Here is a 20,678-nt window from a genome sequence, read left to right on the forward strand (position 1 = left end):
GTCCGTTGGCCACTCTCTCGGTTTACCAGCGACCAGCGTGCTGGCCGCCATCGACATTCAGCGTTTCGCCGGTGACGAAGCCGGCACGCTCCAGATAGAGCACGGCATCGGCAACTTCGCTCACCTCACCCAGGCGGCCCACAGGATGCAGGGCGCTGAGGAAAGCATGCGTTTCCGGCGCATGCATCGGCGTCCTGATGATGCCGGGCGCCACTGCATTCACGCGAATGCCGTTCTTGGCATATTCGATGGCAAGCCCGCGCGTGACAGCGTCAAGCCCCCCCTTGGTCAGGGTCGCAAGGCCCGTCGGAACATCGGCAATCGGCTGATCCACAAGGGCTGTCGTGATCTGAACGATGTGACCATGGCCTCGCTTCAGCATCTCGGCAATGGCAAATTGCGTGACATGGAAGAAGCCGGCAACGTTGACGTTGATGACATTGTTGAAATCTTCGACGGTATAATCGGTAAACGGCTTACCGATGAAGATGCCGGCATTGTTGATCAGCGTATCGACGCGACCAAAACGCTCGACGGCCGTCTTCACGACCTGTTCGGCGACACCACGCTCGCCGATGCTGCCGGGTACTGCGATGACACCTGCATCCGACGACGGCTGGATATTGCGGGAGTTGGCAACGACGACATAGCCTTCCTTGCGATAGGCTTCGACGATGCCTGCGCCGATACCCTGCGAGGCACCGGTAACGATTGCGACTTTCTGTTCATTGCTCATGGTATGTCTCCTTGGAAGATGACGCTTTGCGCCATGTTTGAGAGGTGATCAGGCCGTCAGGTCGACGGCGAGCGGCTTGCCTTTTTCGAAGAGCTGCAGGCGATCTTTGAGTTTGAAAACCGAGAAAGTGTGCGCGAGCTGATCCTGAGTTTCGCGGAAGTGCACCCAGCCTTCGTTATGCGCGGATAAGAGGAGAGCGTTCGGGAAGGCGTGCGCTGCCTCCAGAGCATCTTCGCTGCCCATCGTCACGTGGAAGCGGCCACGGGGCTCGGCAGCCCCCGTAAACAGCAGCACGACTTTGGGAGAAAAGAGCCGCGCGACCTCGGCCGTGCCCTCGTACCAGACCGTATCACCGGTCACGTAGAGGAGGTCGCCCGGCTTTTCGCGGCCGAGTGCGAAGCCCACGACATCGCCGGAAATTGGCTCGATACCAACGGGGCCGTGGCGAGCGGGCGTTGCCGTAACCAGCAGCTTCTCACCACCGGCGCCTTCCAGCGCGACGGTTTCGAAGGGAGCGAGACCTAGGGCATTGCCGCCCAACCGCTCTGCTCCAGCCTTCGTCGTGAAGGTGGTGCCAACGCCAGGAAGCATTGCCCGGCCGGCATTGTCGAGATTGTCGAAATGCTGATCGTGGCTCAAAAGAACTGCGTCGAGCCTGCCGATCTCTTCGATTGACAAGGCCGGGCCAGACGTCTTTTCGAAGCGGACAGGCGCTTCCTTGTAGAGGCCCGGCGGGTCGAAGGTTGGATCGGTGAGAAGCCGAAGGTTACCGTATTCTATCAGCACGGTTGGCCCGCCGATCAGCGTAAGTGTGAGACTGGAGGAGGTCATGTCGGCAACCTTTCTGTTTCGAGGTCGCCTCTATTTAGTCCCATTCCCTTCTGCGAAAAATTCGCTATTCTTTGCCAATGGCTGATAAAAAACGCACAGAGCCGGACTGGCAGGACATCCGAGTTTTTCTGGCGCTGGGGCGGCACGGCAGCCTGTCTGCCGCCGCCCGCACCTTGCGCGTCAACCACGCAACGATTGCCCGCCGGCTGCATTCTCTGGAGGAAACTCTCGGCGAAAAACTGGTCGAGCGCCGCCCGGACGGCTATGTGCTTACACCCGCGGGAACCCGCGCATTGACGGCAGCAAGCGATATGGAAGCCTCTGTCCAGACGCTTGGACGGGGCTGGAAGGATGACACGCCGAAAGGCCTGGTGCGCATCAACGCATCGCCCGCACTCTCACAGGGCTTCCTGATTCCCCGTCTGGCGGAAATCACCAAACAATATCCAGGCCTCGACATCGACCTTGCAACTGACCTGCGCACCATAAGCCTTGAACGCCACGAGGCCGACATCGCCATACGCCTGACAAAACCGCAGGACGGCGATCTCATTGCCAAGCAGCTCGCGACGATCGGATACGGATTTTACGGAACGCAGGAGGTTTGCCGACAGGTCGAAAGCGGTGCGGAACCCGTCTTCGTCGGATTTGATGAGGTGAACGGCTATGTGCCCGAGGCGATCTGGCTGGCCCGCCAGTTCCCGCATGCGCGCGTGTCTTTCCGCGCCAACAATCAGGTTTCCCAGGCGATGGCTGCCAGATCAGGCGCAGGTCTGGCACTCCTGCCGCATTACATCGGTCGCAGCGAAAAAAACCTCTATGCCTGCTCGCTTGAGCTCGTCCCGCCGCCGCGGGAGGCATGGCTTCTCACCCGACGCCAGCAGCGCAAGGATTTGCCGATCCGGACCGTTGCCGAATACATCACCAAGATATTCGCGACGGAACGGGTTTTATTCGAGGAATGAGGCCTCGAGTCCACCTCCCTAAGCCGCCTTCCTCAGAAGGACAGGTCGAGCACGCGTCCTTCGAACAGACGGTCGCGTGAACCTTCCAGGTGAGCGCGCATCAGGTCACGGGCATTCTCTGCCCTGCCCTCGGCGATCGCTTTGTAGATTTCGTTATGCTCCTGATACACCTGCTCAAGGCCGGGCCGCGGGCCGAGCAACGAAAGTCCGTGCAGATGCATGCCAACGGCGATATGCGCTTTCAGCGCATCCATGGAGGCAGTGTAATAGTGATTGTTGGCTGCCTCGGTGACGGCGCGGTGAAAGACGAAATCCGCATCCACCCGGTGCAGCTGATGGCTCGTCGCTTCGCGCAGATCGGCAAGGGCTGCGGCGATCTTCTGGATCGCGGCATCGTCGCGGCGCTTGGCGGCAAAATAGGCGGCAGCCGGTTCGATCGTCAGGCGGAATTCGTAGCAGCGTTGGATATCGGCAATCGTCTTGACCGGTGAATAGGCAAGCTGCGCGGTTGGCGAACCATGTGCACTGACGAAAGTGCCGGCCCCCTGCCTTGCATAGACGATTCCTTGCTCCCGCAGACGCGCCAGTGCATCGCGCACGATAGGGCGTGAAACGCCAAGCAGCGAGGCCAGCTCATGTTCACCTGGAAGGCGTGAATCCGGCGGATAGTTGCCGGCGCGGATCCGCTCCATCAGCTGATCGAAGACACGGTCGACCAGCTTCACGGCCCTGCCCGGCCGGGCTGCAGGCGCCGCTTCCGGATTCACCGATCCGCCATTCGCTTCATCCACTCTCATTCTCCCTGCTGGCATTCGCTCAAGCCGCCTGATTCCGAACGATCAGTCTTAGCAAACTATCGGAATTGCCGAAGCCCCCCGACTTGACCGCGCAACGAAATTGCCGCCCGTCGGCGCCGGTCACATCGAACCACGGAATGCCCGCCTCGATTTCACCCTTAGGCAACAGAACCGAAACGCCCAGTTCGCGGAAAACGGCAAGCGCGGTATCGCCGCCGCCCACCATGATCATGTTCGGATTTGTATCATCTATGACCGATTTCACTCCCTGCGCAAAGCGAGCGGCAACGAGCGCGGCCTCGGTCTTCATTTCGCCCGTGCAGCGCATCAGCGCCGGCAGCGCCAGACCCTCGCCGCTTTCGACCACGCCCATTGGCGCATCGACGACGACGCGCAGAGCGCCCGACGCTTCGAGACGATCCATCTGCGCAGCTGTGATCGGATCGCGGGACCCGAAGGCGAAAAGCGTCTTTCGCGCCGCGAGAAATTCCGGCGTTAGCCGTGCAGGTCCGCCGAGCCGGCGCGCGAGCGCCGAACCCAGACCACGAGCCCCGACGGCAAGGGTGAAACGCCAGTCATTCTCTGCGACCACAATGTCGAGATCCGCATCGTCTTCGGCATCGGCAACCATGACGTCACGGCCAGATCCGGCAAAGAGCGCGGCTATCGGCAATGGATGGTCCACACCGCGCCCGACCACGCAGCCACGGTAGGTGATCCGCTCCTGATCGGGAATGGCGGGCGCCATGAGGATTGTCTCGAGACCAAGCACATCGGCGAGCGCGATGCTTTCGACCGCGACATTGCCCTTCAGCCGCGAATCGATCTTCTTCATGAAGACGGCCGATCCGGCAGCGCGCAGGATCTCGGCAACGGCTCGTACGCGCGCGGACGCTTCAGTTTCCGGCAATCCGCGCGAAGCGGTATTGACGACAACGACTTCGGCGCCGGTTTCAAGTGCCTTGCCGACAGCTTCGACATCGATGGCCACGGCAACCGACAGCCCAGCCTCCACGAAGGGCGTCCCGGTATCGAGCGAGCCGGTCAGGTCGTCGGCAATGATGGCGACTTTCAGCGTCATGAAGTCTGCCCCGGATTGACGGCATGGCAGGCGACGAGATGGCCGGGCTTTGCTTCCTTCCATTCCGGAATGACCTTGCTGCAAACCTCCATCGCGATCGGGCAGCGCGTGTGGAAACGGCAGCCGGTCGGCGGGTTCAGCGGGCTCGGCACATCGCCCTGCAGGATCTGGCGCTTGCGGCTGCGCTCCAGCTCAGGATCGGTTTCCGGCACGGCCGAAAGCAGCGCCTTCGTATAGGGATGCAGCGGATTGTCGAAGAGTTCTTCGCGCGTTGCGAGCTCGGCCAGCCGACCGAGATACATGACGCCGACGCGCGTGCTGATGTGGCGCACGACGGCCAGGTCATGGGCAATGAAGAGATAGGTCAGGCCATATTTTTCCTGCAGATCAAGCAGCAGGTTGATGATCTGCGCCTGGATCGACACGTCGAGCGCCGAGATCGCCTCGTCGCAGACGATGAATTTCGGCTGGCAGGCAAGCGCACGCGCAATGACGACACGCTGGCGCTGGCCGCCCGAGAGCTCGTGCGGGTAACGCTGGGCAAAACGCGTCGGCAGGCCGACATCGGTCAGCAGGGCTGCGACCTTGTCCTTCAGTTCCGCCTTGGTGGCAAGCTTGTGGAACAGGATCGGCTCGCCGATCGCCTCGCCGACCGTCATGCGCGGATTGAGCGTCGAATACGGATCCTGGAAGACGATCTGCAGGTCGCGGCGGAAGGGCCGCATCTGCTTTTCATCGAGCGTGGCGATATCCTGGCCCTTGTAGACCACCTTGCCGCTCGTCGCCTTGTAAAGATTGAGGATGGTGAAGCCGGTCGTCGATTTGCCGCAGCCGGATTCGCCGACGAGGCTCAGCGTCTCGCCTTCCATGATCTCGAGATTGACATTGTCGAGCGCATAGACGGTCGCCGAACGCTCACCGAAAGCGCCGAGCTTGACGTGAAAATGCTTGACGAGGTTTTCGACCTTCAGGAGCGGTTGAGCACCCATCACGCAGCCTCCTGCATTTTCTGGACGACGAAACAGGCGGCGCGGTGCGCTTTGTTGCCGGCAATCGGCTCAAGACGCGGCACGCGTTCATGACAGACGGCTTCGGCCAGCGGGCAGCGCGGCGCAAAGGGGCAACCCTTCGGACGACGGCCAGGCTCCGGCGGCGTGCCGCCGATCGAGGAGAGCCGGCTTGCCGGCGCATCCGAAAGCTTCGGGATCGAGGACAGCAGGCCACGCGTATAAGGGTGGCTCGGACGAGCATAAAGCTCGTCCACCGGCGCATCTTCCACGACCGTGCCGGCATAGAGCACGGCGACGCGATCGACGAGGCCCGCGATCAGCGCGAGGTCGTGGGTGATCCAGACGACGGACATGCCGAGCTTGGCGCGCAGATCCTTCACCAGATCGACGATCTGGGCCTGGATCGTCACGTCGAGCGCGGTGGTCGGCTCGTCGGCGATCAGAAGCTTCGGATTGCAGGCAAGGCCGATCGCGATCATCACACGCTGGCGCATGCCGCCCGAAAGCTCGTGCGGATAGGCCATCAGTCGTTCTTCCGGGCCGGGAATGCCGACGAGGCGCAGAAGCTCGACGGCGCGAGCCTGTGCCTCTTTCTTCGACATCTTGCGATGATAGATCAGCGGCTCGCAGATCTGGTCGCCGATGCGCATGACCGGATTGAGCGAAGTCATCGGATCCTGGAAGACGAAGCCGACATCGCCGCCGCGCACCTTGCGCAACTCGCTGTTCGACATCTTCTGCAGGTCGCGCCCGTCGAACGTCGCCGTTCCCTTCGTCACCTTGATCTTGTTGGGCAGGAGCCGCATCAGGCTCAGCATCGTCAGGCTCTTGCCGCAGCCGGATTCACCGACGACGCCGAGCGTTTCGCCCTTGTTGACGTAGAGGTCGATGCCGTCAACCACGACGGCCGGGCCACGGCGCGTATCGATCTCGATGGTGAGATCCTTCACGTCCAGCAGGCGTTCGTTGCTTGTTGCATTCATCATTTGCTGCCCCGCGGATTGAGTGCGTCGTTGAGGCCGTCGCCGAGGAAGCTGAAGGCCACCGAGGCAAGACCGAGCACGGCCGCCGGAGCGGCGAGGAGATGCGGATAATGCTGCCAGACGCGCAGGCCGTCCGAAATCATGTTGCCCCAGCTGGGGGTCGGCGGATTGACGCCAACACCGAGGAAGCTGAAGGCGCTTTCCAGCACCATGGCCGTGCCGAGGCCGGCGCTGACGGAAACGATCAGCGGACCGAGCGCATTCGGCACGATGTAGCGGAGGATGACGATCCAGTTGGAAAGGCCAAGCGCCTGGGCCGCCATGACGTAAGGACGGTTACGGATCGACAGGACCTGGGCGCGCACGAGGCGCGCATAGGGCGGCCAGGAGATGAGTGCCATCGAACCGAAGACCAGGATGAAATCCACCCAGACCGTCTGGCGATAGAAGGGATTGAGGGTCGCAAGATACTGCGCCTCCATCCACCGGGTGATCGGCGTCTTCAGCGATGCATTGATGACGACGACGAGAAGCAGGTTCGGCACCGACATCGTCACATCTGTCAGCCACATGATGACCCGGTCGAAGGGATTGCCGAAGAAGCCAGCGATGGCGCCAAGCAAAAGCCCGATCACGACAGCGATAAAGGTGACGATGACGGCAACGAGGAACGCCGTGCGCGTGCCGAAGACGATACGGCTGAAGACGTCGCGGCCGAGATCGTCGGTGCCGAAGAAATGCGCCAGTGACGGCGGCGCGTTGCGCGAAGCGAGATCCTGGCTGAGATAGTCATAGGGCGTCAGAGACGGACCGAAGATCGCCGCGAAGGCAAGGATTACGATCACGATCAGGCCGAAGATCGCAAGCTTGTTGCGCTTCAGGCGATGCCAGGCATCACGCCACAGATTGACGGGCGGTTCCTCGGCCGTGTCGATCGTTGAAAGAGGAATGGCGGACATGGTCAGCGGCTCCTTCTGGAATCATTGGCGCGCGGATCGAGCAGCGGGTAGAGCACATCGACCAGCAGGTTCGACGCCATGACGAGGAAGGATCCGATCAGGGTAATCGCGAGAATGACGGGATAATCGGAGTTGGTGAGCGCCTGCACGGTCAACCGGCCGAGACCCGGCAGGCCGAAGACGAGCTCTACGAAGATGGCCCCATTGACGATCGTGATCATGATGAGACCGAGCTGTGTCACGACAGGTGTCAGCACCGGACGCAGGATATGCTTCAGCGCGACGACGATTTCCGGCACGCCCTTCGCGCGAGCCGTGCGAACGAAATCTTCGGACAGCACTTCAATGACGGCGGCGCGCGTCTGGCGCACGATGAGCGCGACCGGCTGGAAGGACAAAACGATGAGCGGCAGGAAGATGCGCACATCGAAGATGCCACCCCAGCCATAGGGCACCTTGATCATCGGTAGAAGCACGATAAGCGCCACCATCAAAAGCGGACCGGCGACATAGGCCGGGATCGCCCAGAGGAAAAGCGCCGTACCGAGGATTGTGTAGTCGACACGGTTGTTCTGGTTCAGAGCGGCGATCATCCCGAGCGGGATCGCAACGACCGCCGTCAGGATGATGGAACAGAGAGCGAGCTGGAAAGAGACGGGCGCGGCGGCAGAGACCATGGCCCACACCGAACGACCCGAGCTCAGCGAATTGCCGAACTGGCCGTGCAGGAGATTCCAGATGTAAAGACCGAACTGCTCGATGAAAGGCTTGTTGAGACCTGCACTTTCGCGGATCGCCTCGATACGCTGCGGGTTATAGGCGACGTCACCAGGCGCGCGCAGGAAGATCAGCTTGATCGGATCGCCCGCACCATAGAAGGCCATCGCGTAGACGGCCATCATCACGACCAGGACGGACGGAATCCAGATGGCAAATCGCGTGAGCACGTAGCGTAGCAAGGCCACCTCCCATTCTTGCCCGGCGCATTCCCGCGGGAGGCCGCAGCCGCCGGTTCTTCTTGAAACGTGGCGCGAAGACCTTTCGGCCTTCGCGCCGCTGCTTTGGCCGCATCATGCGGCCCTGCTATCGGCCTCAGCCGATGGAAACGTCCCAGGGAGCCACGACCTGCCAGTCGAGGTTCTTTTCCATGGCCTTGACTTCCTTGGTTGCCCAGCGCGACATCGCCTGAGAATACCATGGAAGGAAGGCCCAGTCGTCGCGGAACACCTTCTGGGCTTCCTGTGCCAGCTTCACGCGATCCGGGTCGTCGGCAGCCTTGGTCGCCGCTTCGGCAAGCAGGCTATCCACCTTGGCGTTCTTGTATCCGCCGAGCTTGTTCTGGGCATTCGAAGACGAGGACGCGATGGAGCCTGCAAGATAGGAGACGGCATCTGGAACACGTGTGCCGACGTCGTCACGGAAGATCTGCACCGCGTTCTGGTCCGGACCGGCATAGGAGTCCTGCTGCGGCTTCATATCGACTGCGGTGATGCCGAGGTTCTGGCGCCACTGCTCGGCGATGAACTGGGCGGCCGCCTGGATCGCCGGGCCGGAAATGCCGACGAACAACAGCTTGGGAAGACGCTCCGGACCACCATAGCTCGATTCAGCCAGCAGCTTCTTGGCCGCTGCCGGATCATACGGATAGGGTTCGAAGCCGGAATTGTCCGCTCCCGGAACCGAGTTCAGGATCTGGTCGGCCTTCTTGTGCGGACCATCCGGATAGGACGCCTTGAACAGACCATCGCGATCGACCGCCATGATCAGCGCCTGGCGAACCTTGGGGTCATCCATTGGCGCGCGCGACGTGTTGAACCAGAAATGCTGGCTGGTCGGGATCAGCGGGCCTGCGGAAAATTCCGGGCCGAGATCCTGGATGATCGTCGATGTGACGAGCTCGGTATGAGCATTATATTCGCCCGATTTGATCAGCGAGGTCGCGGTGACATTGTCTTCGATCGAGCTGATCTCAATGCGGGCGAGCTTCGGCTTCGGGCCGAAGAACTTCTCGTTCGGCTCGAAGGTGAGTGTGCCGGCATCGATATCGATTGCCGTCAGCTTGAATGGGCCGGAATAGACGGCCTTGCTGTCTGGCTTGTACCAATCAGCTACTTCCTCGCCGTCGCTACCGCGCGACTGCTCAGCCTTGGTGATCGGAACGATATGGTTGGCGAGACGCATGAAGAAGATCGGATCGGCTTCCGTCAGCGTGCAGACAACGGTCGATTCGTCAGGCGTTGCAACGCCGGTCAGCTCATTGCCGGAGCCGTCAGACATTTCCTTATAACCGGCGACCTTGCTCAGAACCTGATCGACGCGCTGGTTCTTCGTATTGGGCATGGCGGAAACCTGCCACGAGCCCTTGACATCGGCCGAGGTAATCTTGCTGCCGTCGGAGAAGACGGCCTTCGGGTCGATCTTGAAAGTCCAGACCTTCTTGTCCGGCGAGTCCCAGCTCGTGAAGACGTAAGGCTGGATCTTGCCTTCCGTGTCGAAATACATCGGCGAAGCCCACCAGAAGGAGTTCCAGCGGAAGGTTCTGCCGCCGCCGCGCAGCGGCGACCAATCCTGGTCGAAGGCCGGATTGATGGCCTTCAAGACCTGGCCGTCCTGCGCCATGACGATGCGGGCGCTCGCGCCAAAGAGCGAGAAGCCGACGCCGGCCGCAAGCCCGAGCTTCAGCGCGTTACGACGGGAAATCTGCGAAAAGTTTTGGTCGTTACCAATTGTCATTTGCTCCTCCGTGGCAAATAGCGCGCCTTTCGAAAGACCTCCCCGAAGCTGCGCGATATGGCCCTGACATTTGCGCGATAATGTAAATCTGTCAATGGAAAATAACGAATGAAAGATTAAATGCGACAACGTCAATTATTTATATATATAAATCAATATGATAAAGATCGGCTCTCGAAGTTTTCAGATTTGTAAGATTGACAACTCCGCCACATTGGGATGAATACGACAGCGTAGGAACGCGCCTGGAGGGCCCGATCTGACGAGGAGGACAACTTTGAGCAATCACAAGATTACAGGCGTTTATAGCGCCGCTACCACCCCTCTCAACGCCGATGGCAGCCCGGATCTCGGCCTGTTCACCGAACATTGCCAGCGACTGATCGAAGAAGGTTGTCACGGCGTGGCACTGCTCGGAACGACGGGCGAAGCCAACTCCTTCTCTTCCGCTGAGCGCCGTGTGATCCTTGAAGCCGCACTGAAGGCTGGCATTCCCTCGGACAAGCTCCTGCCGGGCACTGGCGTTGTCGCCATTCCCGAGACAGTCGAGTTGACGAAACATGCGCTCTCGCTCGGCGTTACCAAGGCGGTCATGCTGCCCCCCTTCTATTACAAGGGCGTCTCCGACGAAGGGCTGTTCACCGCCTATGCGCAGATTCTGGAGAAGATCGGCGATACCAGGCTGCAGGTGATCCTCTATCATATCCCGCAGGTCTCAGGCGTTCCGCTCTCCATTCCGCTGATTAGCCGCCTTGTCGAAGCCTTCCCGGAGACGGTCGTCGGCATTAAGGAATCTGCCGGTGATTTCAATAACATGCAGGAAATCATCGCAACCTGCCCTGGCTTCTCGGTACTCTGTGGTGCCGACCCGCTGCTGTTACCACTCCTGAAGGCTGGCGGCGCCGGCTGCATCACCGCCACGTCGAACCTCGTCGCAAACTCGCTGCGCACGGTTTACGACCACGTTCACGACGAAACGAAGGGTGCTGAGGTTGAGGCCGCACAGGCGCGCATCAATGCCTTCCGCACCCTATCGAACTCCTATGTGCAGATCCCGACGATCAAGGCCATGGTCGGTCTGAAGACCGGCAATGCAGATTGGAGACGCACGCGCCCGCCGCTGGTGCCGCTCAATGATGCCGAATACGCGGCACTCGCCGAAGGCTATGCCAAGCTGCCGTAAAGGAGGAATGCCATGCAAACGACAGGTTTGAAGCCCGAGGACGTGCCGGCTTTGATGGACGGTGTCCTCAGGACAAATACCGCCCAGACTGGCCGTTTTGATGCCTATCTGCCCTCTCCCTGCATTCAGAACCATGCCGCCAATCTCGCCTTTCTGGCCGATGGCACGCTGACCTGCGTCTGGTTCGGCGGCACGATGGAGGGCATGGGTGACATCTCGATTTACATGTCGCGGCTCGCTCCCGGCGCGGATCGCTGGTCCGAACCTGAGAAAATGTCTGATGATCCGGCGAGATCCGAGCAGAATCCCTTGATTTTCAACGCACCGGATGGCCGTGTCTGGCTGCTCTATACTTCGCAAACGTCTGGCGACCAGGACGGCGCAGTTGTCAAATGCCGGATCTCCTCAGACGGCGGCAAGAGTTTTGCCGCACCGACCATCCTCTGCGACCTGCCCGGCACCTTCGTGCGCCAGCAAATTATCGTGAATGGCAATGGCGACTGGCTGCTCCCCGTCTTCCGCTGCATCAGCTTACCCGGCCAGAGATGGAGCGGCGACGCCGACACGGCAGGCGTTCTGATCTCCCGCGATCGCGGAAAAAGCTGGCAGATGAAGGAGATAGAAAACAGTCTGGGTGCCGTGCACATGAATATCGTGCCGGTCGGTGCCGACAGGATGATCGCTTTCTTCCGCGACCGGTATTCGGAAAACATTCGCGCTTCGCTGTCATCAGACCAAGGCGAGACCTGGAGTGCGCCGGAGCCGACCAATCTGCCCAACAACAATTCCTCGATCCAGGCCACAAGGCTGACGGACCGGAGAATCGCGATGGTTTACAACCACAGCAACGCCGCCTCCTCCGACGCCAGACGTCAGTCCCTCTATGACGAGATTGAAAGCGACAAGGCGCCTGTCGCAGAAATGTCGAATATCCCGGCCAGAAAGGCCATCTGGGGAGTTCCGCGCGCGCCGCTCAGCCTTGCGGTTTCTGCCGATGCAGGCGGTCATTTCGAACGTAAACTCGATCTCGATACCGGCGACGGCTACTGCCTGAGCAACAATTCGAAGGATAGGCTCAATCGCGAGTTCTCCTACCCCTCCATCACGCAGGGGCCGGATGGCGCACTTCACGTGGCCTACACCTATTATCGACGCGCCATAAAACATGTCCGCCTTCCATTAGAATCAATTACTTAGAAGTCATCACAAATAGCCGACTGCGAGTATTGGCGGGCCGAATGTTTGAAGCAATTCGGCCCGCCAATACTCGCAGTCATTTTACAAATGAACCAGACGCGATTGACAAGCTGAGCCAGTTAGACGAAGCGCCGTCTCGGAATACATACATTTATATATATCAACATGTTGCGCTGAATTCGAGGCTCAAGAAACCCTTTGCGATCACCGAAACCAATCAACATGCGATAAAAATCCGCATTCATTCTTGCCAAAAACCATCGGACAGGATAACAACTTTACATGATAGACGGTCAAGTCCGTCGCGCATCGGGAGGACCGTTTATGGTCAGTTTGGATTCACCTGTTACCGTTGTTCGGCCACACCTGATCGAGTTCGGCGTCGGAACCTCGAGGAAATTGGGCGCCTGGGCGGCCAGTAAGGGTTATCTCCGAACGCTGATTATCTCGGACGCCTTCAATGCCGCACGCATCGATATGTTGCAGTTGAACGGCGAAGTTTCGGTCTTCTCGGATGTTACGCCCGAGCCGGATATTGCCAATCTCGACAAGGTGCTTGCTGCGGCCGAAGCGACACAGGCTGAGCTCATCGTCGGCTTCGGCGGGGGCAGCGCCATGGACCTGGCCAAGCTCGCTGCCGTACTTGCCGGCTCTCGGCAGACGCTTCGCGAGGTTGTCGGCCCCAACAAGGTGCAGGGTCCGCGAAAGGTAGCGCTCGCGCAGGTTCCGACGACATCGGGCACGGGCAGCGAGGCCGGCATCCGCGCTCTGGTAACAGATCCCGAGACCAAGGCCAAACTCGCGGTCGAGAGCCTTCACATGCTCGCCGACATTGCCGTCATCGATCCGTCGCTGACCTTCTCCGTTCCGGCCCGCACCACGGCGGCAACCGGTGTCGATGCCATGGCCCATTGCGTCGAGGCCTTCACCAATCGCAAGGCGCATCCGATGATCGACATGTATGCGATCGAAGGAACGCGGCTTGTCGGCAAATATCTTGCGCGCGCCGTCCGCGACGGCTCGGATGCCGAAGCCCGTGCGGGCCTTTCGCTGGCCTCGCTCTATGGCGGCTTCTGCCTCGGCCCGGTCAATACGGCAGGCGGCCATGCGCTTGCCTATCCGCTCGGCACCCGCTGGCACGTCGCTCACGGCGCCGCCAATGCGCTGATCTTCCCGCATGTACTTGCCTTCAACACACCGGCCGTACCGGAGAAGACAAAGGCGGTCATGGAAGCGCTCGGCTATGACACGTCCGATACCGTCCAATCGGTCTTCGATGCAGCCTATGCCTTTTGCGCCGACCTCGGCATCGAAATGACCTTGTCGGGCCTCGGCGTGCCGAAGAACGATCTCGACGCCATGGCTGACGACGCGTTCGCCATCCGCAGGCTGCTCGACAACAATCCGCGCGACTTGACGCGTACTGACATACGCTCGATCTATGAAGCGGCCTATTGAGGCGGGGCTTTCAAGAGGAATTTGATTGATGGACAGAAATGCAAAAGTCGCGGTGACCCTTGGTGACCCCGCCGGCGTTGGCCCCGAAGTGATCGTCAAGGCGCTGATCGCCCTGCCGGCAGCCGAACGGCGCGATTTCGTCATCGTCGGCAACACAGAAGCGCTGGAGCGAGCTGCGCGCGCGGCCGATGTCAGCCTGAGCTTCGGCCCCTCAGCCTCCGACGATGGAAATACCATCGCCGTCGATGAGGTGCCGCTTGATGCCCCCCTCCCCGAGATCGGCAAGGTCAGCCCTGTTGCGGGCGATGCGTCGGTTCGCTACATCGCCCGCGCCGTCGATCTGGCAATGTCGAAAGAAGCCGACGTCATCGTTACGGCGCCGATCAACAAGGAAGCGATGAACCTCGCCGGCCATCATTTCGATGGCCATACCGGCCTGCTGGCACACCTGACCGGTTCCAAGAGCTCCTTCATGCTGCTCGCCTCCGAGCGGCTGAATACCATTCACGTCTCCACCCATGTCTCGCTGAAGGGTGCGATCGAGCGGGCGAAGACCGAACGCGTGCTGGCAACGATCGAAGCCGGCCACAATCACTTCATGCGCCTCGGCAAGAAGGCTCGCATCGCCGTTGCCGGTCTCAACCCGCATTGCGGCGAAAACGGCCTCTTCGGAACCGAAGACACGGAATTCCTGGCACCTGCCGTCGAACTCGCACAGGCGAAGGCTATAGACGTGGTCGGCCCCATCTCCGCCGACACGGTCTTTGCCCGCGCTTATAACGGTGCCTTCGATCTGGTGATCGCGCAATATCACGACCAGGGTCACATCCCGATCAAGCTGGTCGCTTTTGATACCGCCGTGAACGTCTCCCTCGGCCTGCCAATCGACCGCGTCTCCGTCGACCACGGCACCGCCTTCGACATCGCCGGAACCGGCCGCGCCAACCACGTCAACATGTTGTCGGCCATCGCTTATGCACGGCTGATGGCGAGGTCTCCACGCCGGGCGGCAGTGCCTGCCTCCTGAGCAATGGAGGCCTAATTCAGTGCCTGGCCGCAAGAGCCGCCAGCAGCCGGCTTTTCCGCCGGCATACGCGATAGAGGCCGTCCGGCCCATCCTCGGCGCGATTGGATACCAACGTCTATCGCGACCACCGTGCTATAATGTGGTCTGTATTCGCCAGCAGCTTGCGGACGGCGTTGCGCGCCATGTTCGGTCGTTGCAATCGGACGCTTTTCTCAATGTTTTCATGAAGCTTGATAACGTATTGCAAGTCGTCTTCCTCTCGCGTGACATGGGCGAAAAGGTGGTTCAGCGCCGATTCGATCAATACGCCGAGCGGCACCAGCAGATCATTTCCCGAGGCGTGTAAGATCGCGATGTGAAATCGCGCATCGGCTTCTGTTCGCTGCTGGAGTGACGTCGCCTGATCCATGTCTCGCAGGGCTTGACTGATCGCCTCCATCTGGGCCTCGCTTCGGCGCGCAGCAGCAAGCGCTGTCGCTTCCGGCTCGATCATGTGCCTGAGTTCTTGCACCGCCCGTAAAAATGATTCACGATCGGGAGAGGCCACATACCAGCCCAAAACATCGCGATCCAGCAGGTTCCACCGCTCCTTGGGTTCGACCCAACTGCCGATTTTCGGGCGCGAGGAAAGCAGGCCCTTTGCCATCAGCATCTTGATCGCCTCGCGCACCGCCGACCGGCTGACGTCAAAGACTTGTGACCATTTTGCCTCGTTTGGCAGGATCGTGCCGGGCGGATAATCACCACGCACTATCCTGAGGCCGATCTCGCCTGCCAAAGACAGATGAACACTCGCTCCGGTCATGCGGGCGGCATTTGGGCGCCTTGTGGTAGCTGAGCTGTCAGCCGTCGCCACCTCGACCGGGGTCGTCGGCCTTCCCGATTTCTTGTCAGGCATTTATTTCTACTGCCTCAGCATTCTTTCGACTGTCCGCATGGACCATCAAAACAATTGTAATAACGAGGAAGTCGCCTGCGATTGGATCCGGCGCAGCGCGCGGAATTCAGGGCGCGTCAAGCCCTGCAGATCTTTCGATCCGTCACATGAAGGCAATCGGCGCACCCTGACCTGGTGCGCCGAGCCATGAGCCTACTTTTGAATGCAGGTATCAACCGTGTCCTTCGTGCACTCATCGAGGCCGGTGAAGACCGGATCGTCGACTGCCTTGCCCGCAATCAGATCCATCATCACTGTCGGTGCCTTGTAGCCCATCTCGAACGGCCGTTGACCGACGAGTGCAGTCACCAGGCCTTCCTTCGCAATGGCAATCTCGTCGCCGATCGTGTCGGCCGCACCGATGACGAATTCATTGCTGCCAATCTTCTCAGCCATCGGCTTGAACAGGTCGCGATAGGGTTGCGGTGCGCCGAACAAGGGCCAGCCACCCATGATGCCGAATGCATCGAGGTCGGGATTGGCCGCGAGGATATCGGTCATTGCCTGCACGCCCTTGGCACCGTCGTCATTGGTAAAGACCGGGCAGCCGGCGACTTCCGTCCAGCCGCCTTCGCCTTTCAATTCCGTAAGGCCCTTCTGGCCGGTGAGCGTGTCACGCATACCCTGCGCGCGACGCAGGATATTGTCTGCTCCCGGATTGCCTTCGATCGTGCAGATCTTGCCACCCTTCGGCTTGGCCTTCTTGATGTACTCACCGATACGCGCGCCCATCAGATAGTTGTCGGTGCCGAGATACGTCTTGCGCAAGGCTGCGTCCTCGGCTGCAAGATCGGCATCAAGCGTCATCACCGGAACGCTCGGATTGGCGGTCTTCAGTGTCTGGGCGATGAGCTTTGCGTTTGACGGCGAAATCGCGATTGCGGCAGTGTCTGCCTTACCCAACATATCCTGTACGATCTGCGCTTCGCCGGCTTCATCGGATGTTGATGCCGGACCGGTGTAGAAGCACTCATATTCCGCGGAAGGGTTCTCCTTGTTCCACTTCTGGCAACCCTGATTGATTGCTTCGAAGAACGGATTGTCGAGACCCTTCACGACGATGACGAGCTGCTTCTTCGCCAAGGCCTGCCCTGCGGTCAATGCTAAAACTGCGGCTGTAAGTAGTAATGCCTTCCTCATGGTTTCCTCCCTTGAAACAGACGGGCACGGCATGCCCGCCATACGAAATCAACCCGGATACCACACGATACGAGGCTCCTCCTTCGAACGCTCGTATTGCCACGCCGAGTTGATAAGCATTTCGAGATCGTAGTCTGGCCGCCAATTGAGCAGGTATTTCGCCTTGCTGTTGTCCATCCAGTTGGAATGGAAGCGGCTTGGTATCTCGACCGAGTCGAGATTTCGCGTGCGGGACAGGTAAGCGGCGACTTCAGCATAGTCGACGGGTCGGTCCATGCAGATATTGAAGAGTTGCCTCTCCGCCCTGGGGTTGTCGATCGCTGCCAAAATTGCCGATACGAGGTCGTCGACATGCACGAAGTTGCGTTTCAGCGGACGACCGTCAGCATCGAGCAGCAGCGGCACCGTGCCCACGGCCGCATAGCGTCGCGCCGCTTCTTCCGGAACGAGCGTCTTCCAGTCCGGGCCGCCAAAGACGTCATCCCCAAAGGACAACGAATACTTGAAATCGTCCTTCTCCATGATCCATGGCGCCCGGAGGCAACACCCGTTAAGGCCATACTGAATGCCGAACTGCTCCAGCATGACCTCCTCCAGAACCTTGGAAAGCGCATAGCTTCCGGGATAGGCGCAATGGGGCGCGCTCTCGGTGATTGGACCGGAATGGCGATAGTGGAAATGCCCAATGCCCGCGTCGCCGCCGATCAGGATGAACTGACGTGCCGTGACGCTTCCACGGAACTCTTCGAGAAGCCAAAAGAGACCCTTGACCGTAACGTCCATGACGTCTTCAGGGGTTTCCTTACACGTGGCGAGATGCACGACATGGGTAACATCGTTCAGCGCTGCTGCCACGATATCACGATCGGCGATCGAGCCACGGATGACTTCGACGCGATCGGTCGCCTCGCACAAGCGATTATGACAAAGCGCGCGAACACGGGCTTTGGAAAATCTCGGATCGTCAAGCAGCCCAGCAATGAAGCGCTGCCCGACCTTGCCCGTCGCACCGGTAACAAGGATCAGCATGCTCTCTCTCCCAGTGATAGCTAATATTCACGCGCCACTTCCGTCAATTGATATTTGTCTGACAAAACAGATTTTTGTTACAATAGGCTCAGCATCTCGGACAATGAGTTGACGCTGTCGCAGGGTTTTGCGTAAATGCTCATATTCGCTTTTCCTGGGAGGATATTGGAGAAGCGAATTCGCCCGAGCCTCGCATCAAAAACAGGCTGGGCTTGGAGCGAACGGATAGCGACAGTTTTGGGAGGCCAGAAGGCTGGTGGCGGTTCTCGAGCTCACCAATATTTCCAAACATTTCGGTGCCATCCAGGCCGTCAACGACGTTTCGTTTTCACTCGAAGCGGGACAAGTCGTCGGCCTCATGGGCGACAACGGCGCGGGCAAGTCCACGCTGGTCAAGATGATCGCCGGCAACTTTCGACCGAGCCACGGAACCATGAGTCTCGATGGAACCGAGATCGTGCTGCATAAGCCGAAGGAGGCGCGGCTGCATGGCATCGAAATCGTTCATCAGGATCTGGCGCTCTGCAATAACCTTACGGCGGCGGCCAACGTGTTCCTCGGACGAGAATTGCGACGCGGCATATGGCCCATTCGCATTCTCGACTACAAAGCCATGTACAAGCGCGCCGGCGAGATCTTCCGCGAGCTCAAATCGGAGACGCGGCCACGCGATCTCGTCAAGCAGATGTCAGGTGGCCAGCGGCAAGCCGTCGCGATTGGCCGGACGATGCTGTCGGAAGCGAAAATCGTGCTGATGGACGAGCCGACGGCCGCCATTTCCGTGCGCCAGGTCGCCGAGGTTCTCAATCTGATCCGCGAATTGCGTGACCGGGGCATTGTCGTCGTCCTGATCAGCCACCGCATGCCCGACGTCTTTTCGGTCGCAGACCGTGTGATCGTGATGCGGCGCGGTAGAAAAGTAGCCGACAAGCCAATTGCGGCAAGTTCGCCTGAGGAAGTGACGGGGCTTATCACCGGCGCCATCGAACAGGTGTGATCAATGCTATCCGCCGCAGCGAGAAAGAAGAAGGTCGACGATGGCGATTACACTTGACCAGACGATCGGGCAGAAGCAACGGAGCTGGCTTGCGTCGATCTTGGGCGGCCAGACATTCTGGGTTCTGATTGCCGTCATTCTCGCCTGCATCTTCCTGTCGATGACGACAGATTCCTTTGCAACGTCGAAGAACATCTACAACATCACCCGCAACGTCACGTTTGTCGCAATTATCGCGCTGGGCATGACGCTGGTCATCATCACCGGGGGCATCGATTTGTCCGTTGGCTCCGTGCTCTGCCTGTGTAGCATGGTGCTGGCGGTCGTCATGCATGCGGGATACAGCATTGAGATCGGCATCGCCGCGTCGATCGGGACTGCTCTTGTGGTCGGAGCGTTCAACGGCCTATTGATTGCGTATCTCGGCTTCCCACCCTTCGTCGTCACGCTCGGAATGTTGTCGATTGCGCGCAGCCTGGCGATGGTCGCATCCAACAACACCGTCGTTTTCCAGTTTGGGCCCGATCACGACAAGCTGCTGGCGCTGGGCGGCGGCGCCTGGCTTTTCGGCATCGCCAATCCAGTGCTCTACATGATCGTACTGGCGCTCCTTACCGGCTTTGTGCTGCGCTGGACCAAGTTCGGCCGCTATGTGTTTGCCATCGGCGGTAATGAGCATGCCGCGACGCTGACGGGTGTTCCCGTACAGATGATCAAGGTCGTTGTATATATGATATCCGCCCTCTCGGCGGGGGTCGCCGGCATCATTCAAACCGGCTGGCTCGGAGCAGTCACCACAAATATCGGCGCGGGTATGGAACTCCAGGTCATCGCCGCCGCGGTCATCGGCGGCGCCAATCTGGCTGGCGGGGTCGGCACTGCCTTCGGGGCGTTGATCGGCGCCGCGCTCATCGAGGTGATCCGCAACAGCCTCGGCCTGCTCGGCATCAACGCGTTCTGGCAAGGCTGCTTTATCGGCGGGGCGATTGTGCTCGCCGTTCTCTTCGACCGAATTCGCAACCTGCGACGCGATGAATAGGCGAACGCGGTTCCTCAAGCTGTTGCAAAGCGGGTCCCGTTAAATGTTTCCAGGCTCGCTCTTGCGTCACGATTAGCCATATTCGGTAATTTGCTAGCCGCACCGACAATAAGCGTTCGGGCACGGCAAGCCCGGCTGCAGACACACCAAAGCCCTCCGAGATGGAGGGCTTTTGTTTTGATCTTTTAGGAGACTGTTTGTTTGGGTTACCGGTTTGCGGCATCCGCTTCACTTGGCCTTGAGGTTATGGTCCGCAGGACGACGAGTCACCCTCGCCGGCGGCGCAGTTGTTTTCGGCGCCGGCGATAGTCACGGCGCGATGTCTTTCGCAAGACGAGAGAGGGGAAGATTTGTGGGGTGCTCTGGCTTTGCAGCTTTCTGTTTTGCTGCGTCGGCTTTGGGCGTTTTGTCGGTTTTCGAGGCGTTGCATGCTCGCCGTGTTATCAAACAAAAAAAGCCCGCTTGGATGCGGGCTATATGTTTGGTTGCGGGGGCAGGATTTGAACCTGCGGCCTTCAGGTTATGAGCCTGACGAGCTACCGGGCTGCTCCACCCCGCGTCCAGCGCAAATCCCTT

At 59.8% G+C, this 20,678-nt stretch carries 19 protein-coding genes and 1 tRNA gene; 7 read left to right on the top strand and 13 right to left on the bottom strand.

Annotated elements, in window-relative coordinates; genetic code table 11:
- Positions 1 to 22: 22 nt before the first annotated feature.
- Both FHT93_RS10900 and FHT93_RS10905 read right to left on the bottom strand, forming a co-directional pair.
- Positions 23 to 736 carry an SDR family oxidoreductase gene (locus FHT93_RS10900; protein ID WP_183847455.1) on the bottom strand — a complete coding sequence of 238 codons (714 nt, stop codon included), beginning with the start codon at positions 734 to 736 and terminating at the stop codon, positions 23 to 25.
- A gap of 48 nt (positions 737 to 784) precedes the next feature.
- The gene (locus FHT93_RS10905; protein WP_112543868.1) at positions 785 to 1,567 is read right to left on the bottom strand and encodes an MBL fold metallo-hydrolase; all 783 of its coding nucleotides are present in this window, start codon (positions 1,565 to 1,567) and stop codon (positions 785 to 787) included.
- Positions 1,568 to 1,644: 77 nt separating this feature from the next.
- On the opposite strand from FHT93_RS10905, the gene FHT93_RS10910 reads away from it, so the two are divergent.
- Positions 1,645 to 2,532 carry a LysR family transcriptional regulator gene (locus tag FHT93_RS10910; protein WP_113014844.1) on the top strand — a complete coding sequence of 296 codons (888 nt, stop codon included), beginning with the start codon at positions 1,645 to 1,647 and terminating at the stop codon, positions 2,530 to 2,532.
- Positions 2,533 to 2,564: 32 nt separating this feature from the next.
- On the opposite strand, the gene FHT93_RS10915 is transcribed toward FHT93_RS10910, so the two are convergent.
- The 7 genes from FHT93_RS10915 to FHT93_RS10945 all read right to left on the bottom strand — a co-directional run bounded on the left by FHT93_RS10915 (position 2,565) and on the right by FHT93_RS10945 (position 10,095).
- A complete protein-coding gene (locus tag FHT93_RS10915) occupies positions 2,565 to 3,323 on the bottom strand; it encodes a FadR/GntR family transcriptional regulator (protein ID WP_018115140.1) in 759 nt (252 codons plus the stop codon).
- Between the two features lie 25 nt (positions 3,324 to 3,348).
- On the bottom strand, positions 3,349 to 4,410 hold the full coding sequence (locus tag FHT93_RS10920; protein WP_183847456.1) for a four-carbon acid sugar kinase family protein: 1,062 nt from the start codon (positions 4,408 to 4,410) through the stop codon (positions 3,349 to 3,351).
- Positions 4,407 to 5,399 (bottom strand): oligopeptide/dipeptide ABC transporter ATP-binding protein, encoded by a 993-nt coding sequence (locus FHT93_RS10925; protein WP_018115142.1) that lies wholly within the window; start codon positions 5,397 to 5,399, stop codon positions 4,407 to 4,409. Before FHT93_RS10925 ends, FHT93_RS10920 begins: the two co-directional genes overlap by 4 nt.
- Positions 5,399 to 6,406, bottom strand: a complete 1,008-nt coding sequence (locus FHT93_RS10930; protein WP_183847458.1) for an ABC transporter ATP-binding protein — start codon at positions 6,404 to 6,406, stop codon at positions 5,399 to 5,401. The genes FHT93_RS10925 and FHT93_RS10930 overlap by 1 nt, the downstream gene beginning before the upstream one ends.
- Positions 6,403 to 7,362 (bottom strand): ABC transporter permease, encoded by a 960-nt coding sequence (locus FHT93_RS10935; RefSeq protein WP_112543864.1) that lies wholly within the window; start codon positions 7,360 to 7,362, stop codon positions 6,403 to 6,405. The genes FHT93_RS10930 and FHT93_RS10935 overlap by 4 nt, the downstream gene beginning before the upstream one ends.
- Before the next feature lie 2 nt (positions 7,363 to 7,364).
- The gene (locus FHT93_RS10940; RefSeq protein WP_029616464.1) at positions 7,365 to 8,321 is read right to left on the bottom strand and encodes an ABC transporter permease; all 957 of its coding nucleotides are present in this window, start codon (positions 8,319 to 8,321) and stop codon (positions 7,365 to 7,367) included.
- A gap of 133 nt (positions 8,322 to 8,454) precedes the next feature.
- Complete coding sequence (locus FHT93_RS10945; RefSeq protein ID WP_112971305.1) at positions 8,455 to 10,095, bottom strand: ABC transporter substrate-binding protein; 1,641 nt, start codon at positions 10,093 to 10,095, stop codon at positions 8,455 to 8,457.
- 277 nt (positions 10,096 to 10,372) lie between these two features.
- On the opposite strand from FHT93_RS10945, the gene FHT93_RS10950 reads away from it, so the two are divergent.
- The 4 genes from FHT93_RS10950 (at position 10,373) to pdxA (ending at position 14,960) form a co-directional block, all read left to right on the top strand.
- Positions 10,373 to 11,278 carry a dihydrodipicolinate synthase family protein gene (locus tag FHT93_RS10950; RefSeq protein ID WP_113116806.1) on the top strand — a complete coding sequence of 302 codons (906 nt, stop codon included), beginning with the start codon at positions 10,373 to 10,375 and terminating at the stop codon, positions 11,276 to 11,278.
- Positions 11,279 to 11,290: 12 nt separating this feature from the next.
- Positions 11,291 to 12,475 (top strand): exo-alpha-sialidase, encoded by a 1,185-nt coding sequence (locus FHT93_RS10955; protein ID WP_183847460.1) that lies wholly within the window; start codon positions 11,291 to 11,293, stop codon positions 12,473 to 12,475.
- Positions 12,476 to 12,799: 324 nt separating this feature from the next.
- Positions 12,800 to 13,933, top strand: coding sequence for an iron-containing alcohol dehydrogenase (locus FHT93_RS10960; RefSeq protein ID WP_183847462.1), 1,134 nt, complete (start codon positions 12,800 to 12,802; stop codon positions 13,931 to 13,933).
- A 28-nt stretch (positions 13,934 to 13,961) separates the two neighbouring features.
- Complete coding sequence (gene pdxA / locus FHT93_RS10965) at positions 13,962 to 14,960, top strand: 4-hydroxythreonine-4-phosphate dehydrogenase PdxA (RefSeq protein WP_183847464.1); 999 nt, start codon at positions 13,962 to 13,964, stop codon at positions 14,958 to 14,960.
- A 115-nt stretch (positions 14,961 to 15,075) separates the two neighbouring features.
- Here pdxA and FHT93_RS10970 read toward each other — a convergent pair whose 3' ends face one another.
- The 3 genes from FHT93_RS10970 to FHT93_RS10980 all read right to left on the bottom strand — a co-directional run bounded on the left by FHT93_RS10970 (position 15,076) and on the right by FHT93_RS10980 (position 18,066).
- Positions 15,076 to 15,858: a FadR/GntR family transcriptional regulator gene (locus FHT93_RS10970; protein ID WP_018115151.1), complete on the bottom strand. Its 783-nt coding sequence runs from the start codon at positions 15,856 to 15,858 to the stop codon at positions 15,076 to 15,078.
- Between the two features lie 192 nt (positions 15,859 to 16,050).
- Positions 16,051 to 17,037: a substrate-binding domain-containing protein gene (locus FHT93_RS10975; RefSeq protein ID WP_029616466.1), complete on the bottom strand. Its 987-nt coding sequence runs from the start codon at positions 17,035 to 17,037 to the stop codon at positions 16,051 to 16,053.
- 48 nt (positions 17,038 to 17,085) lie between these two features.
- Positions 17,086 to 18,066 (bottom strand): NAD(P)-dependent oxidoreductase, encoded by a 981-nt coding sequence (locus tag FHT93_RS10980; protein WP_113014836.1) that lies wholly within the window; start codon positions 18,064 to 18,066, stop codon positions 17,086 to 17,088.
- Positions 18,067 to 18,322: 256 nt separating this feature from the next.
- Here FHT93_RS10980 and FHT93_RS10985 point away from each other — a divergent pair, with 256 nt between their 5' ends.
- Together FHT93_RS10985 and FHT93_RS10990 are read left to right on the top strand one after the other, a co-directional pair.
- Positions 18,323 to 19,063: an ATP-binding cassette domain-containing protein gene (locus FHT93_RS10985; RefSeq protein WP_112971311.1), complete on the top strand. Its 741-nt coding sequence runs from the start codon at positions 18,323 to 18,325 to the stop codon at positions 19,061 to 19,063.
- Between the two features lie 40 nt (positions 19,064 to 19,103).
- Complete coding sequence (locus tag FHT93_RS10990; protein WP_183847466.1) at positions 19,104 to 20,102, top strand: ABC transporter permease; 999 nt, start codon at positions 19,104 to 19,106, stop codon at positions 20,100 to 20,102.
- A 482-nt stretch (positions 20,103 to 20,584) separates the two neighbouring features.
- Here FHT93_RS10990 and FHT93_RS10995 read toward each other — a convergent pair.
- Positions 20,585 to 20,661: transfer RNA gene (locus FHT93_RS10995), tRNA-Met, on the bottom strand.
- Positions 20,662 to 20,678: the final 17 nt, after the last annotated feature.

It is taken from the genome of Rhizobium sp. BK379, assembly GCF_014193955.1.
GTDB lineage: Bacteria > Pseudomonadota > Alphaproteobacteria > Rhizobiales > Rhizobiaceae > Rhizobium.

Bases quoted from the DNA above. Each gene is read 5' to 3' on its own strand.
- FHT93_RS10905 (WP_112543868.1), bottom strand. From the start codon at position 1,567: ATGACCTCCTCCAGTCTCACACTTACGCTGATCGGCGGGCCAACCGTG.
- FHT93_RS10960 (WP_183847462.1), top strand. From the start codon at position 12,800: ATGGTCAGTTTGGATTCACCTGTTACCGTTGTTCGGCCACACCTGATC.
- FHT93_RS10980 (WP_113014836.1), bottom strand. From the start codon at position 18,066: ATGCTGATCCTTGTTACCGGTGCGACGGGCAAGGTCGGGCAGCGCTTC.
- FHT93_RS10900 (WP_183847455.1), bottom strand. From the start codon at position 736: ATGAGCAATGAACAGAAAGTCGCAATCGTTACCGGTGCCTCGCAGGGT.
- FHT93_RS10975 (WP_029616466.1), bottom strand. From the start codon at position 17,037: ATGAGGAAGGCATTACTACTTACAGCCGCAGTTTTAGCATTGACCGCA.
- FHT93_RS10945 (WP_112971305.1), bottom strand. From the start codon at position 10,095: ATGACAATTGGTAACGACCAAAACTTTTCGCAGATTTCCCGTCGTAAC.
- FHT93_RS10925 (WP_018115142.1), bottom strand. From the start codon at position 5,399: ATGGGTGCTCAACCGCTCCTGAAGGTCGAAAACCTCGTCAAGCATTTT.
- FHT93_RS10930 (WP_183847458.1), bottom strand. From the start codon at position 6,406: ATGATGAATGCAACAAGCAACGAACGCCTGCTGGACGTGAAGGATCTC.
- pdxA (WP_183847464.1), top strand. From the start codon at position 13,962: ATGGACAGAAATGCAAAAGTCGCGGTGACCCTTGGTGACCCCGCCGGC.
- FHT93_RS10990 (WP_183847466.1), top strand. From the start codon at position 19,104: ATGGCGATTACACTTGACCAGACGATCGGGCAGAAGCAACGGAGCTGG.
- FHT93_RS10920 (WP_183847456.1), bottom strand. From the start codon at position 4,410: ATGACGCTGAAAGTCGCCATCATTGCCGACGACCTGACCGGCTCGCTC.
- FHT93_RS10910 (WP_113014844.1), top strand. From the start codon at position 1,645: ATGGCTGATAAAAAACGCACAGAGCCGGACTGGCAGGACATCCGAGTT.
- FHT93_RS10970 (WP_018115151.1), bottom strand. From the start codon at position 15,858: ATGCCTGACAAGAAATCGGGAAGGCCGACGACCCCGGTCGAGGTGGCG.
- FHT93_RS10955 (WP_183847460.1), top strand. From the start codon at position 11,291: ATGCAAACGACAGGTTTGAAGCCCGAGGACGTGCCGGCTTTGATGGAC.
- FHT93_RS10935 (WP_112543864.1), bottom strand. From the start codon at position 7,362: ATGTCCGCCATTCCTCTTTCAACGATCGACACGGCCGAGGAACCGCCC.